This is a genomic window from Streptomyces sp. TE5632, from assembly GCF_054061295.1.
This window is the reverse complement of the sequence record NZ_JBSSEA010000003.1, coordinates 4,260,260-4,277,316: the sequence shown is the minus strand read 5'-3', so window position 1 is coordinate 4,277,316 and position 17,057 is coordinate 4,260,260. Positions and strand designations below refer to the sequence as shown.

General features: G+C 67.7%; 10 protein-coding genes and 2 pseudogenes. 9 read left to right on the top strand and 3 right to left on the bottom strand.

The window, feature by feature from the left end; translation table 11 throughout:
• The first annotated feature begins 558 nt into the window (after positions 1-558).
• From ACVW19_RS24805 to ACVW19_RS24790, 4 genes are all read left to right on the top strand, one after another.
• Positions 559-1,065, top strand: coding sequence for a hypothetical protein (locus tag ACVW19_RS24805; RefSeq protein WP_457461870.1), 507 nt, complete (start codon positions 559-561; stop codon positions 1,063-1,065).
• Between the two features lie 59 nt (positions 1,066-1,124).
• Positions 1,125-3,443, top strand: coding sequence for a hypothetical protein (locus ACVW19_RS24800; protein WP_457461869.1), 2,319 nt, complete (start codon positions 1,125-1,127; stop codon positions 3,441-3,443).
• Positions 3,444-3,611: 168 nt separating this feature from the next.
• Positions 3,612-4,019, top strand: coding sequence for a hypothetical protein (locus tag ACVW19_RS24795; RefSeq protein WP_457461867.1), 408 nt, complete (start codon positions 3,612-3,614; stop codon positions 4,017-4,019).
• Between the two features lie 139 nt (positions 4,020-4,158).
• The gene (locus ACVW19_RS24790; protein WP_457461865.1) at positions 4,159-4,650 is read left to right on the top strand and encodes a hypothetical protein; all 492 of its coding nucleotides are present in this window, start codon (positions 4,159-4,161) and stop codon (positions 4,648-4,650) included.
• Positions 4,651-4,728: 78 nt separating this feature from the next.
• On the opposite strand, the gene ACVW19_RS24785 is transcribed toward ACVW19_RS24790, so the two are convergent.
• On the bottom strand, positions 4,729-5,973 hold the full coding sequence (locus ACVW19_RS24785; RefSeq protein WP_457461864.1) for an RNA-guided endonuclease InsQ/TnpB family protein: 1,245 nt from the start codon (positions 5,971-5,973) through the stop codon (positions 4,729-4,731).
• A gap of 171 nt (positions 5,974-6,144) precedes the next feature.
• On the opposite strand from ACVW19_RS24785, the pseudogene ACVW19_RS24780 reads away from it, so the two are divergent.
• Positions 6,145-6,243: pseudogene (locus tag ACVW19_RS24780) on the top strand (transposase); the annotation flags it as partial.
• A gap of 42 nt (positions 6,244-6,285) precedes the next feature.
• Here ACVW19_RS24780 and mycP read toward each other — a convergent pair.
• Positions 6,286-7,549, bottom strand: a pseudogene (gene mycP, locus ACVW19_RS24775) (type VII secretion-associated serine protease mycosin).
• A gap of 29 nt (positions 7,550-7,578) precedes the next feature.
• On the bottom strand, positions 7,579-9,105 hold the full coding sequence (eccB, locus tag ACVW19_RS24770; protein ID WP_457461862.1) for a type VII secretion protein EccB: 1,527 nt from the start codon (positions 9,103-9,105) through the stop codon (positions 7,579-7,581).
• 223 nt (positions 9,106-9,328) lie between these two features.
• Between eccB and eccE the strand changes: the two genes are divergently transcribed.
• From eccE to ACVW19_RS24750, 4 genes are all read left to right on the top strand, one after another.
• Positions 9,329-10,654: a type VII secretion protein EccE gene (gene eccE, locus ACVW19_RS24765; RefSeq protein WP_457461860.1), complete on the top strand. Its 1,326-nt coding sequence runs from the start codon at positions 9,329-9,331 to the stop codon at positions 10,652-10,654.
• On the top strand, positions 10,654-11,427 hold the full coding sequence (locus ACVW19_RS24760; RefSeq protein ID WP_457461858.1) for a hypothetical protein: 774 nt from the start codon (positions 10,654-10,656) through the stop codon (positions 11,425-11,427). Before eccE ends, ACVW19_RS24760 begins: the two co-directional genes overlap by 1 nt.
• Before the next feature lie 610 nt (positions 11,428-12,037).
• Entirely contained in the window at positions 12,038-14,836 is a 2,799-nt protein-coding gene (locus tag ACVW19_RS24755) for an SCO5717 family growth-regulating ATPase (RefSeq protein ID WP_457461857.1), read from the top strand.
• A gap of 295 nt (positions 14,837-15,131) precedes the next feature.
• Positions 15,132-17,045 carry an ABC transporter substrate-binding protein gene (locus ACVW19_RS24750; protein ID WP_457461855.1) on the top strand — a complete coding sequence of 638 codons (1,914 nt, stop codon included), beginning with the start codon at positions 15,132-15,134 and terminating at the stop codon, positions 17,043-17,045.
• Positions 17,046-17,057 lie beyond the last annotated feature (12 nt).

Below are 17,057 nucleotides of genomic sequence, written 5' to 3'. Positions count from 1 at the left end.
TGGCTGTGGCCACCTGACCACCCGCCCCCGCGATCGCAAACCAAGTCGCGTGCGCCATGCGATCACCACTGTAGTCAACCGGTACCACAGGGCCAACCGTGATGTGTACTGGTCGAGTTACAAAGCCCTCCCGGACATGGCACTTCGACCGGTTTGACGATTAGTGCCGGGAGCCACTCGCGGCACAAGCGGTCGACGGATGCCGGGCTTCGCCGTCTCAGTCACATCGCACGTACGTAAAGATCGAGCCACTCCGCCACTTCCTCGGTCGTCCGCCTCGGTGTCACTCGAAGTAGCGCAACGGCGGGAGCGCTTCGGCACCCCCGTCCGCGTGTCCAGCGTGTGTCTCGGCCCGTCAGGCGTGAAGTCCGTGACGTACTGGCTTGCACGGGCCCCAGCACATCTCCCCAGAACCTTCACCTCCGCAATCGCCGTACCTCGGGCACAACAGGTTGGCCCTTCTATGTCAGTTGCTAACTTGTTGGCGTCCGGACACCGCAGGGCGCCCTCCGACCAGCACAGCAGGAGGCGCTCCTGCACACGGGGAGGGTGCCGTCCATGGCGTGGAACGAGTGGGAACAGCTCAAAACCGAAGCGCTGCAGCGTCAACAGGGTTCGACGCACATGCAGTTGAACCAGCTGGATGGTGGCGGCCCCCCGAAGCCTTCCGAGTACGGGGGCCTTGAGGTCGCGAACGACGCGCTCACCAAGATCGGCTCGGCCGCGTTCGAGCTCTACGACCAACTGTGGGACAAGGCACGTGTCTCCGTACCCAGCAGTGACTCCGCGGCCGCCGACTTGTCGAAGCAGGGTTTCGCACTCGGCGCGGGACTCAAGCACGTGTCGAACCGCTGGGAGGAGCAGCTCAAGTCCCTGATGGACGCGTGTGCCCACATCTCGAACCACATGCGGGTCACCAAGAAGGTCCACGACGGGGACGAGGGCTACATCCAGCGGCAGATGAGCAGCATCGCCCTGCTGGACGCCGGTTTCGACGAGCGGGTCGGGGCACCGGGCGAAAAGAACAAGATCTACGGAGAGCCGAGCAAGAAGAAGGACGAGTAAGGCGTCGGCGCAGGCCCTGACTTCCGCTCGCTACCCGCTCATCCTCAAGGACGTACCCCATGGAACTCGACACTCTCCGCGATGCCGACTTCAAGCTGCTCGACGACGCCGTCAAGGACTGGTCGACTCTCGTCAAGAACCTCGAAACCCTCAAGAAGGACGCCGAGGACAACCTGCACAAGGGCGCCAACAAGGCCGACTGGGCCGGCGTGAACGCCAAGGTTTCCAAGGAGTTCATCGGTAAGACGGCCGGCGAGTTCACCGATGCCCATACCCAGGCCAGCACCATCCACAAGATCCTCAACGACACAGTGGGCGAGTTGAAGGGCTACCACCGGCAGCTCGTCGAGGCCATCGACGGCGGCCGGAAGAAGAGCCTGAAGGTCATCGGATACGAGGGCGGCTTCACCGTCACCACGGACGTCCCCCCGGAAGCACGCAACACGATGGACCAGGACAACCAAGCGGACATCACCGCGCTGCGGGACGAGATCCAGGGCATTCTCCATAAGGCCACCGAGAGCGACGACTCCGCCAAGACCGTACTGCAGGCCATTGCCGACCAGAGCAAGATGGGCTTCTCCGACGCCAGCTACCAGGACCGGGACTCCGCGGTCGAAGCCATCAAGCAGGCCGACGAGTTGGCCGCCCTCGCGAAGAAGAACCCCGACGACCTGAGCGTCAAGGACTTCGACAGGCTCAATGCCGGGCTGAAGAAGTACGCCGGCGACGAACTGTTCGCCGAGCGGTTCGCCACGACGCTCGGCCCGAAAAAAACACTGGAGTTCTGGACCGGGATCACCGACCCGCAGCGGGGGAACTGGGAACTGGGTCGTGAGCGCCTGGACCAGTTCGACGACCTGCAGCGCAACCTGGGCATGACGCTCGCCAACGCCACGCAGAGCGACTCGACGGCGATGGCCGACTGGAAGCGCACGATGATCGACATCGGCGACAAGCCGCTGTACGGCAACCGCGGCGGCCCGATGGGCTTCCAGGTCATGAGCAACCTCATGCGGACCGGTGACTACGACGACCGGTTCCTCACGGACTACGGCACGAAGCTCATGGCCACCGAGCGCAAGCTCACCGGCAACGGTGAGCACCAGAATCTCGCCTGGCGCAACAGCCCCATGACCCCATGGCTCAACCGAATCGGCGAGGACAGCGGCGCCGACCCGCTGACGGGCTACCTGAAGGGCCTCTCCAACAGCCCGGACGCGGCCACCGAATTCTTCAACCAGCAGTTCGTCTCGAAGGACGACCCGGACAACCCGTTCGAGCGCGACTCGGACGACAAGAACACCTACAAAGGCAAGGTGTCACTCTCCAACTTCCAGTACCTGTTCGAAGAGCGGGACTGGCCCAAGGAATCGAACCTCAAGGGAGACGACCTCCACACCGGGCAGAACAACCTGGCGCTGGCACTGGAGGCGGCGACCACTGGCCACCCCGCGGGCGAGCTGCCCACGGCGGATACGCCGCCACACAACGCGCAGCAGACAAAACTCATGGAAAGCCTGGTCGCCTCTATCGCTGAAAGTCCCGAGCGGCTTACTGATAACGGATACATGTCCGACAGTATTGGCCAGATCACTTCCGAGTACCTCCCCGACCTGAACCGCGCTTTGACTGATGTAGAAAGAGACCCAGAATCCGAAGACTGGCGAGATATTGAAAATATGTATCCGGTCGCCGGGTCAGAGGCCAAGCTCGCCCACACGGACGTAACCAAGCTCCTCTTCGTCATTGGGCAGAATGAAGAGAGTTATGCTGCCGTGGAGGTCGGACAGAAGGACTACATGGGGCGCCTTATGGATTATCACCTGAATCCTGACCTACCGCCGGACCGACGGGTTTCTGACAATTACCAGTTGCTCATTGAGCAGATCGCGGGGAGGTCAGGGGAGGTCTCCGGGACGCTTGGGCTTGGCGTCCAGGAGGCCATTGGCAAGGAGGCGTCGGACAAGGACAAGGGCTACGAAGAGGCGGTCGCTCAGCGGAAGAACATCATCTCCGGCACCGTCGGCACCGTAGTCGGGGTGGGCACATCCTTCATCGCGACACCCTGGATCGGAGCCGTGGCCGGCGGAGGCGCCAACACCGTGACCAGCGTCGTCCTGGAGGAAGTATTCAAGGATGCCGAGGGGCATGCCAAGCAAGAGGCCCAGGTCACAGGTGGGCGGTTCTGGCAGGAAGGCATGCAAAGGAACCTCGACATCACACAGACTGCTGTGCGCGCAGCAGCCGAAAAGTATCAAACAATCGACGCGGGGGACGCTGCCATGGCCGCTCGGGAGGCAAATCGCCAGGGGTACCTCAACGCCCGAGCCATCGTCGACGGTCAGGCTCCCGGCAGCATCACAAATTACTCATAGTTCCACAACGGCAGAAAGATGCCCATGATTCACCTCCGAAGGCACTCGCAACGAAACAGGACCACTTTCATCCTTTCTGTTGGTGTATCGGCCATTTTTCTCACTGGCTGCAGCGCCGATGAACAGACCCGCAGTTACACGACACCCCATAGTTTGTGCGGAATCAGGGTGGACCCCGAAAAACTAACCCCATTCTTGCCCCCGGGAGAAAAGATTAAGGTGAAAGAAGAGCCGCACTCGGGGATGACCATGTGCAAGGTAGTGGTGGACAGAACTCTTGTCTTGACAACCACCCAAGAATGGCTGGCAAAAGGAAAGACCACCTCGTACTTCGCTTCAGGGCATACACTCGCAGAGATAAAATTCTCAACGAAGGACGGCCGCTTCCGGTATTCCGGAAATGAAGGGTTCGGGAAAACCCGAAAGTGCGTGGATGAAGTTTACGAACAAGAATTGTACACGGCACTACAGGCATCTGAATCGAAGCACAGCGATCCCGACGCCATGAAGCATCTCATCGCTTCCTATACCGATGAGGTCGAGAAATCTCCTGAATGCACCGCAACAGCACAGTGACTACATCGCCACCTGCCCCGATTCCGGAATTTTTGCCCTTCTCCTGGAACAGGAGCAGGCAGGTTCCCTACTCTCTTATCAAGCCTCAATCCAAAGGCTCGCGACCTAATTGACCACTCGACCACTCACAGCATCTGCGGTGGCGCTCGCGGCGGTCGGCATGCTCGCCGGATGCTCGGGATCTGACGAGGGGAAGAAATACGACATCCCCAAATCTCTTTGCGGCGTTTCTCTGGACTCGGGCCTCATTGATGATCCGCTTCCTTCAGGGAACAAGATCGACGTCCAGGAAAAGAACCCGGGGCCCAGCCGAAAACGCTGTCAAGTGATTGTCGACGGCGAAGTAGCCTTCGAAGTGAGCCAGGAATGGTGGCAGAAAGGCGACACCGTCGTCGACGTGGCCCAGGGGGTTCCGCAGGTTAAAGCTGCTGTATTGACAGACGACAGCGCCTCCCTGCTTACCGGCACGGGTGCTGTGCAGCGAGCGCGTTGCGCCAGTTCAGAGCATCCCGGTCGTGTTCTGTTCACGACAGCACAGGTCTATGCCGACGGTGTGGACGACTCTGCAGCGATGCATGAGTTGATCACCGCGTACACCCGGGCGGTGGAGGGCTCTGCGGTCTGCCGGTGAGGCGTGGGCTGTCGGCGCAGGCGGATCAGCAGGCTCCCTTGCGGCTCGTCACCGCGTACGCTTGACGTGCTCCCTGGCCTAAGGTCCAGGGATTCCGGCCTGGGCCGTCCGGCCCTTCCGGGGGCTTCCTGCTTCACCGCGCTGCGCGGGCACGTGTGCCCGTCTTACCGGCGCTCCACAGGCGTTTAGCGTCTCCGCCCGTCCGGCGGCGACGATACGACGTCCCTCGAAAAGGACGTTGCGGGCCGCGTTGTGGTCGCGGTCGTGCGCCGTGCCGCACTCGCTGCACGCCCACTCCCGGACGTGCAGCGGCTTCGGTCCGTCCCGAAATCCGCAGGCCGAGCAGACCTGAGAGGACGGGAAGGCCCGGTCCACCCTGGCGAAGGTGCGGCCGTGCCGGGCCGCCTTGTACTCCAGCATCCGGGTGAACGCGGACCATCCCGCGTCGTGCACCGACTTGGCCAGCCGGGTGCGGCCGAGGCCGGACACCGCGAGGTCCTCCACGTACACCGCTTGGTTGTCGCGGATGAGCTGAGTGGAGGCCTGGTGCTGGAAGTCCCGGCGCCGGTCGGCCACCTTGGCGTGCTGGCGTGCGACCCTGCTGCGGGCCTTGGCCCGGTTCTTCGACCCTTTGGTCTTGCGGGACAGCTCCCGCTGGAGGCGCTTGAGCTTCTTCTCCGCCCGGCGCAGGAAACGCGGGGCGCTGATCTTCGTCCCGTCGGACAGCACGGCGAACGCGGACAGGCCCAGGTCGATCCCGGTCTCGGTCTCCGCCTCGGGGAGGATGTCCGGTTCGGTGTCCACGACGAAGCTGAGGAAGTAGCGGCCCGCACCGTCCCGGGTGACGGTCAGGGACGTGGGCGCGGCCGGCAGCCAGCGCGACCATTTGACCTTGAGGTTTCCGACCTTGGCCACATACACCGTGCCGTTGTCCTGGAGGGAGAAGGCGTTCGTGGTCAGGCGGATCGACTGCCGGGTGTCCTTCTTCGACTTGTACCGGGGAGGTCCCACCTTGCGGCCCCGCCGCCTGCCCTTGATCGAGTCGAAGAAGTTCCGGTAGGCGGCATCCAGATCCCGCAGCGACTGCTGCAGGACGACCGCGGAGACGTCGGCGAGCCAGGCCCGTTCCCCGGTGCGCTTGGCCTGCGTGATACGCAGCCGGGACAGCTCCGCGGACGTCACATACGGCAGCCCGGCCGCGTGTGCCTCCTTGCGGTCGCGCAGACAGTCGTTCCATACCACCCGGGCGCACCCGAACGCCCGCGCCAGCGCACCGCGCTGGGCGGTATCGGGGTAGGCGCGGTAGTTGTAGCGAAGCTGCACAAACCATGACGCTACTACGATTCGATCTCATCTAGGGGCGGAACAGTCAAAGGCCTGGAAGACACGTCGCACGGGCATCTCCATCTGGGCACCGCCGGAATACGGCTGGGGCATCTCCCGGCCGAAGGCTGGGGAGAGTTCACCGGCTAGATCAACCGCGCCGTCATGCACGGGCACCTGTGGTCGCCCTCGTATTTCTCCGCCTCGTGTGGCGGAGCGCCATGGGCGATCGTCCGCCAGTACGTCGAGCAGCAACAACGTCCGCTGTGACCTGCACGTCGGACAGGACGAATACGAAGACCGACAGTTGCGTCATGAGTGGCCTCCCCGCTCTCCGTGCCGACGTCGTGCGTCCCTCACCGCAACCGCCGTACCGGTCAGGCCCGCCACCAGGACCAGGCCGCCGACCGCCACGTACGTCCCCAGACGGGTGTTGCGTTCCTCGGCCGTCTCACCGAGGTGCAGGGGGGCCACGGAGGGCGCCTTCGCGCGAACACCCCCCTCCTCGGCCCGAGGGGACTCCACCGGGTGGGCCGGGTCCACGTCCGTCAGGGCCCTGACCGGGTCGATCACGCCCCAGCCGACGAGGCGGTCGTGGCCGGGGATGGAGCGTTCGGCCGTCTGCTCGATCTGGGCGACGATCTGGGCGGCCGTCCACTTGGGGTATTTGGCCTTCAGGAGAGCCGCCACCCCGGCCACGTACGGCGCGGAGAAACTGGTGCCGTTGTCCGCGCAGTGGCCGTCGCCGGGGACGGTGGAGACCATGTCGACGCCTGGGGCGGCCACGTCCACGAACTTTCCGGACTGGGAGAAGGGCGCCCGTTCGTTGTTGCGGTCGGACGCCGCCACGGCGAGGACACCCTCGTAGGAGGCCGGGTAGGTGACCTTGTCGTTGCCTCCGAGGCCGTCGTTCCCGGCCGAGGCGACGATCACGACCTCTTGGTCCAAGGCGTGGTCGACTGCCTCCTTCAGGCTCGGGGCGGGTCGGACGGCGTTTGCCGTGTCCTGGGAGATGTTGATGACGTCGGCGCCCGCCTGGACGGCGTAACGGATCGATGACGCGAGGGTCTCCGCGGTGCCGTTGCCCTCCGCGTCGTTCTGCTTGATGGGGATGATCGTGGCCTCGGGAGCCAGGCCCACGAAGCCGGTCCCCTTGGCGGGACGGGCCGCGATGATGCCGGCGACCCGTGTGCCGTGGCCGACCGTGTCGGTCGTGCCCTGGGCGTTGCCGCGTTCGATCTTCTCGCCCTTGGTGTTCTTGGCGGGCAGGTAGTTCCTGCCCTTGGACACGTTGACGGCGTCGCCGAGTTGGGGGTTCTTCACGTCGACCCCCGTGTCGATCACCGCGACGCTGACCCCCTTGCCCTTCGACTGCGTCCCACAACTCGTCCAGGTTGACGCGCTGCAGGGACCACGGCCGGCCCTCGTACTTCTTCGAGGGGAACGTGCACCGTCCACCGTCGTCCGCCCTCGCCTCGGGGAGCGGGAACGCGCAGAGCGTCCCGCCGGACAGGACCGTCACCGCGAGCACGGTCGCCGTCGTCCGGGGGATCTTCCTGCCGTTGGCTCGCAGCATGATTTCCTTCTCCTCGGGAACCACGTCTGCTACGAGCCCTGCGGCTGCCGGGCCGCCGCCTCCGACAGGCGGGGGCCGGTGGGCAGGAACGTCGACCAGTTCACCGGAACAGGGGACGGTTCCACCTTCTCGTAGCCGAGGCGGGTCTGGGCGATCCGGGCCTCGCTGAGCTCCTGCTCGCGCTGCTTGTCGGAGGTTCCGATGCCCTTGTCGTCCGTAGTGCTGTCGTTGTTGGACTGCAGGGCGTAACGCAGTCCCGTGTCGGTGACCAGGAAGACCCCGCCCGCCTTGGTCTCGGTGCCCTGGAACTGCCGGTAGAGCTGGCCGGAGCCCGGGGTCACGTACGCGCTCGAGGAACCGGTGGGCAGCTGGGCGGGGAAGTCGGTGCCCGCCCAGGTGGAGAGGGTCGTGACCCCGGACTTGGCGTTGACCGAGCGCAGCACGTTGCAGACGGTGTTGCGTCCGCTGCCGGCGGCCGTGGCGCCGTTGACCGTCTTCGGACGGTACGTCGGCCAGTTCCGCTGTCCGTCGAACTCGGTGCTGTCGACGACCGCGCCGGGGCTGACCTGCTGGGCCTCACCGGCCTGTCCGACGCCGACGAGGTCACCGCTGTTGAGGAGCAGGGTGGCGGTGAACTCCGAGATGCGCGCCACGCCGCCCTCCAGGATCACGTAGTACTGCATGCGCCGGCCGTCGTACGCCTTGATGATCATGCCGACCTTGTCGTACTGCCTGAGCATGTCGGAGGCGCCCGCGTCCGCGCCCGGCGTGCCCGTGATCTCGGGGATCGCGATCGGGTCGCCCTTGTGAAGGGTGTCCAGCCACTCCTGGGACACACGCTGCGGGGCACGGCCCTGCGTGTCGAGGGCTTTGAGGAGCTCCTTGTCGGCCGGATCGGCCAGCGGGTAGGCGTATCCGCGCGAGTCGACCACGTACTGGCTCTTGCCGTCCGGGCCGACGACGTACATCAGCTCTCCCCCGACGAGCCTGTCCGTGCCCTCGGTCCTGGACCATTCCTTCTCGGCGAGGACGAACGCCGCCTTCTGGATGGCCCGGCCGCCGGGCCCGGGGCGCTCGCACACCGCCCATCGCATGGCCTTCTCCGCCTCGTCCGGCGAGGGCAGGCGGTCGGGTGCGTAGGGAATGCCGATGGTGGCCCCGTGCGGGGGTTCGCCCCTGTCCAGGACGTCCTCGTCGACGGTGATGACACTGTCCTTGTCCGGGTCCAGGAGGAGCTTGGCGGACGCCATGTTGAGGACCGGGTGCAGTTGCTTCTTCCCGTCCGTCTTGAGCACGACGTACCGGGTCGTGGAGTCGCTGGCCACGATCACGTGCGCCCCCGGCTCGTCCCACCCCTTCGGCGCCGTCGGGCTGAACATGCCGATCGCCCCGAACACCGCGAGGACGACCACCCCGACGATGACGCCCGGCACGACCGCTCTGAGCGGCTTGGGGGCTCCCTCCTCCGAGCCCGACGGAGAGGGTTGCAGGAAGGACGCGAGGGTGCGGCGCTTCGCGAAGGTGTAGGCGTTCAGTTCATCGCGCCGTGATGCCATCTGTGTTCGTTCTCTCCCCGTACGAAGCCATGCGCACCGGCGGAGTATCAGGGGCAGGCCGCTGGTGCCCGCTCCGCTCCGGGTGTCTCTGAAACCTCGGCTGTCAAACCCAGCACCTACTATGCCTGTTGCGCAGTCGTCTGTGTGGCACGGGTAGGGTGCTGAAGCCTTGCCGCCTTCCGAGTGCGGTGGTTTTCCGGGAGAGTTCGGGGGATTTGCAGTGATGGCATCCGCTCCGCGAACCCGGTCGCGATCGCAATCCGCGGCGCGGCGGGCCGATGCGGCGTCGACGGCCGGTGGTTCCGCGACCAGTCGCGGTTCTGTCACACCGCACCTGCAGGCTCGTTCCGGGCGAGGGGGCTCCTTCGCGCTGCAGCGGCTGGTGCTGCTGGAACTCGTCGCCGCGCTGGTGGTGTGCGGTTGGCTCGCCGGTCCCGCCGCTCTGGTGGCGGGATGTGTGATCGGCGGCGTCCTGGTGCTCTTCGCTGTCGTACGCCGCCGGGGGCGCTCCCTGCCGGAGTGGCTCGGCAGCCAACTGGCTCTGCGCGCCCGCGTGCGCAGAGCCCCGAGCTCTCCCTTGCCACGCGACGTCGACTCCAGTCTGGCCCCGGCCGTGGAGTGCGAGCCGAACCTGCGGACGTACAACTACAGCCGCCGTGATGACCACGACAGGCGCCCGGTGGGCATGGTGGGTGACGGGAGCTTCCTCACGGCCGTCCTCCAGGTGGAGGCGGACGCCGGTGCCCTCCGCGCCGAGCGCGGTCGTACGCCGCTCCCGCTCGCTCTGGTGCGGGACGTGCTCGATGTGGACGGTATTCGCCTGGAGTCGGCGCAGGTGGTGTTGCACACCCAGCCCGCGCCCGCTCCTCACCTGCCGCAGCAATCAGTCGTGGTGACGAACTACGCCCAACTCCAGGCGGAGACGGCCGCGCCCGCGGTCCGCATCATGTGGATCGCGCTGAAGCTCGATCCCGAGCTGTGCGCGGAGGCGGTGGCCGCGCGGGGCGGCGGGCTTCTCGGCGCGCAGAAGTGTCTGGTGCGCTCGGCGGAGCACCTGTCCAGCAGGCTGACGGGCGCCGGGTTCCGTACGAATCTGCTCACCGAGGAGGAGTTGTCCGCTGCGATCGCCACCTCGGCATGTGCGAACCCGGTGGTGACCTCTCAGCTCGGGCAGGGCGACACGCCCCGGCGACGGACCGAGGAGTCCAGCCGCAGTTGGCGCTGCGACAACAGGCGGCACACCACGTACTGGGTACGCCGGTGGCCCCAACTGGGCGGCTCCGCGATCGGACTGCCGCAGCTGGTGGCCCAGTTGACCGCGGTTCCCGCGCTGGCGACGACGTTCAGTCTGGTGCTGGCCCCAGGCGGTCAGCAGAACGTGTCGGTCACCGGGCACGTGCGGGTCACGGGCCGCAGCAGCACCGAGCTGTCCGAGGCGCGCCGGGCCCTGGAACGGGCCGCGCGCCAGGCACGGACCGGGATCGTCCGCCTGGACCGTGAGCAACTACCCGCTGTGCTCGCCACTCTGCCGCTCGGAGGTGCCCGCTGATGGTCACGCCCACACCGTCGAATCTCGCCGGGCCAGCCTCCGGGGATCAGCCGCGCACTGGTCTTCGGGGACGTCTGCGCACCGGATTCGGACTCCTGGGCCCCCGTCATCCGCGGCACACGCTGCCCCTTTCCCAGGTGGACACGCTCGCCCTGCCCGTGGGGGACGACGGTGTCGTGGTGGGGGTGAACGCCGAGGGGCAGCCCGCCGTCCTCGGGGTGAATCGGCCGACACCGTTCGACATCCTGTTCATCGGCGGTCTCTGGACGGCACAGGTGCTGGCACTGCGCGTGGCGGCGACGGGCGCGAGGGTCGCGGTGGAGACCGGCAGACCGGGGCACTGGGCCCAGGTCGTCCAGGCGGTCGGCGGAGGCCAGTCGGGGATGACCGTGCACGACGTGGGCCGAGTGCCGCCGCAGGGTGCCTCGGCGATGGGGCCGGTCCTGGTGGTCCGGGACTGCGGCATGCGGCCGCCGCGTGGACGGGTGACGTCGGGACCATGGCAGTCGGTGCTCACCCTGCTGCCGTATCTCAGCCCGGTCGCTCCCCGGCTCATGCGGCAGGCGCGGCTCACGGGCATCCAACGTGTTTCACCGGACGAGGCAGCGGAGTTGGGGCGCGTCATGGCCCTCTCGCCGACCGAGGTGGAGTCCTTGCCGATGCTCCCCGACGGTATGACTCTCTGGTACGCCGACCGGGGCCATCAGTACGTGATGACTCAGCCCACCGACCCGGAGACGGGACTGCTGGGAGCGCCGCGTCGCATGGACTGACTCACTCGGCGAGTGGAACACCCGTTCGCGCACCGCCTTGGGAGCGACTGCCACGGACGATGTTCCGATGGCGCCTCCCAGCCCTGTTCTCCCACGGTCGGCGGGGGTTGAGGAGCCATGGTGGGTGGGCCGAAGCTCACGCGTGGGTCCTCTTTCCGGGGACTCCTGCGTGGAGGAGATGACAGAGATCACTCCTCCTGTGCCCTGTTCCGTGATCGCTCACGGAAGTGGGCCGGTTCGAAGCAGACAGGAACGCTGCACGAAGCGGCGGTTGAAGCATCGGGTTCCCAGGGATCTCACCGATGTTCCGTCCGCCTTGTTCGTGGATGTCCGGTGGAACATCCACAGATACGGGAGCCGTGCACGGCACTTCGGGGGTGGGCCGTGGTGCAGGGGGCGGATGCTCGGGTGAGGATGGGGCTGCCCGGGCGGTGCCTGTGGTGATTAGGCTGGGTCTTGGCGTGACGCGAGAACCCGTGGACCGGGCGTCGGCGTCACAGGGGGAGAGCCGGTGGATCGGACGACCTCGGACGGCCTCGGACAACTGCGAATGACAAGCAAGGGTCGCCCCAGCACGGCGTGAGGGTGCTCGACCACACCAGGAGGAACTGTGAGCAGCGATCGGGACGGGATGCGCGGGGGCTGGGCGACACCCGGCGATGACCAGCCCGACGCGGAGTCCGCCGTCGAGGCGACGGGCGAGTTCACCATCGACTACGCACCGCCGGCCTGGTACACGCAGAACGCTTCGGAGGGTTCGAGTCCTAGTTCCGGGTCGGGGAGCTCCGGGAAGGGGGCCGGTCCTTCGTCTCCTTCGTCTGCTCCCGTTTCGGGGTCGGGCGGGCCCGTTCCGCCGTTGCCCGGGTTGACTCCGCCGCCGCCCGCTCCCACGCCGGGCACTCCCTTCACACCGCCGGCTCCCGCGCCGGGGGTCCCGTTCACTCCGCCCGCTCCGCCGACCGGGGGGCCGGTCGCCGTGCCCAGGCTTCCGGTGGGGAGCGGTTTCGAGCCGCAGCAGCCTCCGGAAGGGGACGAGCGGGGCGAGGCGCCCGTACCCACTCCCCCGTCCGCGCCCGAGCCGGAGCCCGGCTCCGGTAACGGCGACCTCGAGAGCGGTGCCACCATCCGGTTCTCCGCCGCAGCCCTGAAGCGGGAGATCCGGGAGCGCGAGACCGAGACCGCACCCGAGGCGGAGGCGACTCCGAAGCCGGATACGCGGCTGGAGTCGGCCGACGCTCAGGACGGGACCGACGACGTCACGGACGTCGAGGCTCCCGACGGTCTTGAGGACGAGGACGACGCCGAGGACTCCGAAGACGCTGTCGTCGAGGCCGAGGCCGAGGCAGACGCGCCCGAACCCGAGGGCGCCAAGCCGGTGGTGGGTGACACGCCGGGGGGTGGTGTGGTCGGTTCTGACGGTGCGGACGACGCCACGGAAACCCCAGGCACCCCAGACAGCGCACCTCAGGGTGCCGTCCCGGCCCCCTCCGACCCTCCGTCAGCGGCCGCCTGGACTCCCCCGGCGCCACCGGTGGCGCCGCCTCCGCCGTACCCCGCCGCCCCGGCACCCGCGAGCCAGTGGCCCGCACAGCCGCCGCAGGCTCCCGCGACGGCTCCCACGGACGCGGAAGTACCCGCGCAGCAGCCGCCGTTCCAGCCGCAGGCGCCGCAGCCCGCGCCCGCCGCCTGGAACGCGCCGGACGGGCCGACGCCACCGCAGCACCAGGCACCGGCCCCGCCCGCTCCGCAGGCCGGATACGGCTTCCCCCAGCCGGGTGTTCCTGCTCCCAACACCCCCGCCGGTTACGGGTTCCCACCCGCCGGTCCCGTACCGGCCGCCCCGACTCCCCCGGCCCAGCCGGGCGGTTACGGCTTCCCGCAGCAGGCGCCCCCGCAGCAGCCCGTACCGCCGCAGGCCCAGCCCCAGCAGCCGCCCCAGCAGCCGCCCGTACCGCCGCAGCCCCAGCAACCGCAGGCCGCCCAGCAGGGGTTCCCCCTCCAGCAGCCCCAGCCCCCGCACCCCGGCCGGCCCCCGCACGCCGGTCAGCCGCCGCAGCCCCCGCAGCCGCCCGTCGATCCCCGTGCCGGGGCCGCCTGGCCGCAGCCGATCCAGCACGACCAGCGGCAGCAGACCAACCCCGGGGCCGCGCCGCTCGGTTACACCGCGGCCGTGGAACTGTCGTCGGACCGGCTCCTCAACAGCAAGAAGCAGAAGGCGAAGAGCAGTCGGCCGGCCGCGGGCGGGTCGCGTTTCAAGCTGGGCGGAAAGAAGGAGGAGGCCGAGCGGCAGCGGAAGCTGGAGCTGATCCGTACGCCGGTGCTGTCCTGCTACCGGATCGCCGTGATCAGTCTCAAGGGCGGTGTCGGCAAGACGACCACGACCACCGCGCTCGGCGCCACCCTCGCCAGTGAGCGGCAGGACAAGATCCTCGCGATCGACGCCAACCCCGACGCCGGTACGCTCGGCCGCCGGGTGCGGCGGGAGACCGGGGCCACCATCCGTGACCTGGTGCAGGCGATCCCCCACCTCAACTCGTACATGGACATCAGGCGGTTCACCTCCCAGGCCCCCTCCGGCCTGGAGATCATCGCCAATGACGTCGACCCCGCCGTCTCGACGACCTTCAACGACGAGGACTACCGGCGGGCCATCGACGTTCTGGGCAAGCAGTACCCGATCATCCTCACCGACTCCGGTACGGGGCTGCTCTACAGCGCCATGCGCGGGGTACTGGACCTGGCCGATCAGCTCATCATCATCTCGACACCGTCCGTGGACGGCGCGAGCAGCGCCAGCACGACGCTGGACTGGCTGTCGGCCCACGGGTACGCGGATCTCGTCTCGCGGTCGCTCACGGTCATCTCGGGTGTGCGCGAGACCGGCAAGATGATCAAGGTCGACGACATCGTGTCGCACTTCCAGACCCGTTGCCGGGGTGTGATCGTCGTACCGTTCGACGAGCATCTGGCCGCCGGTGCGGAGGTCGATCTCGACATGATGCGGCCGAAGGTGCGGGAGGCGTACTTCAACCTCGCGTCGCTGGTCGCCGAGGACTTCGTCCGGCACCAGCAGTCGCACGGCCTGTGGACCTCCGACGGCAACCCGCCGCCGGTCGCCGCCCCGCCGCTGCCGGGGCAGTACGTCCCGGGTCAGCACATGCCGGGCCAGCCGTACCCCGGACAGCCGGGCCCGTATCCCCAGCAGCCGCAGCCCGGCCAGCCGTACGCTCAGCCCGGTCAGCCGAGTCAGCCCCCCGCGCCGCCCGGCCCGGCATACCCGCAGGCCGCTCCCGGCCAGCCGTACCCCCAGCCCGGCTACGGCTATCCGTACCCGGGCCCGCCCGGCCACCCGGACCAGCACGGTGGGGGGCAGACACCACCCCCGCAGGCACCGCCCCCACAGCAGTAGGGAATGCCACCCGATCGGCCCCTTTCGAGGGGCCGATCGGGTTTCCGGCCCGCACCGTTCGCACACGGATGCGGGCTCTCCCGTATTCGGGGTGCGGCGCAGCGTCAGGCGCTGGCCAGGAGCGCTTCAGTGGTCTCGACCAATGGGCGCAAAGTACTCGCCAATTCGTTATTTCCGCAGGCCACATGGGGTGTGCGCGCCGTTGACGCCCGCCGGATACCGCTGATAGACACTCACCACTCACCTGATCAACCAGTCCTACCCGTGCGAGTGATGACGCGAGGTCAGCGACCCTATGGACACGAACGATCAGTACGGCGGTCACCACGACACCAGACGTCCGGGCACCGGTCCACGGTCCGGACCACGGACGGGGAGCGGCGTTCCGCGCCGGGGCCGGCTCGTCGCAGCGGCCGGTGCGGCCGCGCTCGCCCTCACCGCCGGGCTCGCGACCCCGCTCGACCCGGCGCCGCGGCAGGCCCGGGCGGCCGACGACGGGAAGCAGACGCTGACCGTCGCGGTGGCGCAGAGCGTCGACTCGCTCAGCCCGTTCCTCGCGGTGCGGCTGCTCAGTACGAGCATTCACCGGCTCACGTACGAGTATCTGACCAACTACGACCCCGAGGACAACCGTGTCATCCCGGGCCTGGCCACCGAGTGGAAGTCGTCCCCGGACAAGTTGACGTGGACGTACACCATCCGCTCCGACTCCACGTGGTCGGACGGGCAGCGGGCCACCGCCGAGGACGCGGCATGGACGTTCAACACGATGATGACCGACGAGGGCGCGGCCACGGCCAACGGCAGCTTCGTCGCCAACTTCGAGAAGGTCACCGCGCCGAGCCCGACCGAGCTGGTCATCCGGCTGAAGAAGCCGCAGGCCACCATGACGGCGCTGGACGTGCCGATCGTGCCCAAGCACGTGTGGGAGAAGGTCGACGACTTCTCGAAGTTCAACAACGACAAGGACTTCCCGATCGTCGGCAACGGGCCGTTCGTCCTCACCGACTACAAGCCCGACAGCTATGTGCGGCTGGTGCCCAACAAGGACTTCTGGCGCGGGGCGCCGAAGTTCGACGAGTTGCTCTTCCGGTACTACAAGGACCAGGACGCGGCGGTGTCCGCGCTGCGCAAGGGTGAGGTGTCGTTCGTCGCCGGGTCGCCGTCCCTGACGCCGGCACAGGCGGCATCGCTCCGGAACGAGAAGAACATCAAGGTCAACGACGCGCCCGGCCGCCGCTTCTACGCCCTCGCCACCAATCCGGGCGCGAAGGCCAGGAACGGCGAGAAGGTGGGGAACGGGCACCCCTCGCTGCTGGACCAGCGGGTCCGCAACGCGCTGTTCCGGGCGGTGGACCGGAAGACCATCATCGACAAGGTGTTCCAGGGCCACGCGGAGATGGGCGCGGGCTACATCCCGCCGCGGTACGAGCAGTACTTCTGGGAGCCGTCGGCCGACCAGGAGCTGGCGTACGACCCGGCGGAGGCGGCCCGACTGCTCGATCAGGCGGGCTACGAGAAGAACGGTGACGGCAAGCGGGTCGGCAAGGACGGCAAGCCGCTGAACTACCGGGTCCTGTGCCACGCCACCGACCCGAACGACAAGGCCATCGGCAAGTACCTCGAGGAGTGGTGGGGCGACCTCGGCATCGGGGTCACGCTCAGCTGTCTGGACAACGTGACCGATCCATGGCTCGCCGGCGAGTACGATCTGGCCTTCGACGGCTGGTCGGTCAACCCCGACCCCGACTTCGTCCTGTCGATCCACACCTGCGGGGCGCTTCCGGCGACCCCGAAGGACACCGGCGCGACCGACAACTTCATCTGCGACAAGAAGTACGACGAGCTGTACGCCCAGCAGCTGGTCGAGTACGACCCCGCCAAACGGGCGAACATCGTCCAGCAGATGGAGTCACGGCTGTACGACCTCGGGTACATGAACGTCATGGCGTATCCGAACGCGGTCGAGGCGTACCGCACCGACCAGATCGAGTCGATCACCACGATGCCGAAGAAGGCCGGCAACCTCTACGGCCAGGACGGCTACTGGAGTTGGTGGTCCGCGGTGCCGGCGAGCTCCGGTGAGGCCTCCGAGGGCGGGTCGTCGACGGGTGTGGCCGTCGGGATCGCCGCGGGCGCCGTCGTCCTCGTCGGGCTGGGGGTGTTCGTGGCGATGCGGCGGCGGGCCACCGCCGAGGACCGCGAGTAGGGCGGGCGACGG

Coding starts and splice junctions, on each gene's coding strand:
- eccE (WP_457461860.1), top strand. CDS start 9,329: ATGGCATCCGCTCCGCGAACCCGGTCGCGATCGCAATCCGCGGCGCGG.
- ACVW19_RS24760 (WP_457461858.1), top strand. CDS start 10,654: ATGGTCACGCCCACACCGTCGAATCTCGCCGGGCCAGCCTCCGGGGAT.
- ACVW19_RS24750 (WP_457461855.1), top strand. CDS start 15,132: ATGGACACGAACGATCAGTACGGCGGTCACCACGACACCAGACGTCCG.
- eccB (WP_457461862.1), bottom strand. CDS start 9,105: ATGGCATCACGGCGCGATGAACTGAACGCCTACACCTTCGCGAAGCGC.
- ACVW19_RS24805 (WP_457461870.1), top strand. CDS start 559: ATGGCGTGGAACGAGTGGGAACAGCTCAAAACCGAAGCGCTGCAGCGT.
- ACVW19_RS24800 (WP_457461869.1), top strand. CDS start 1,125: ATGGAACTCGACACTCTCCGCGATGCCGACTTCAAGCTGCTCGACGAC.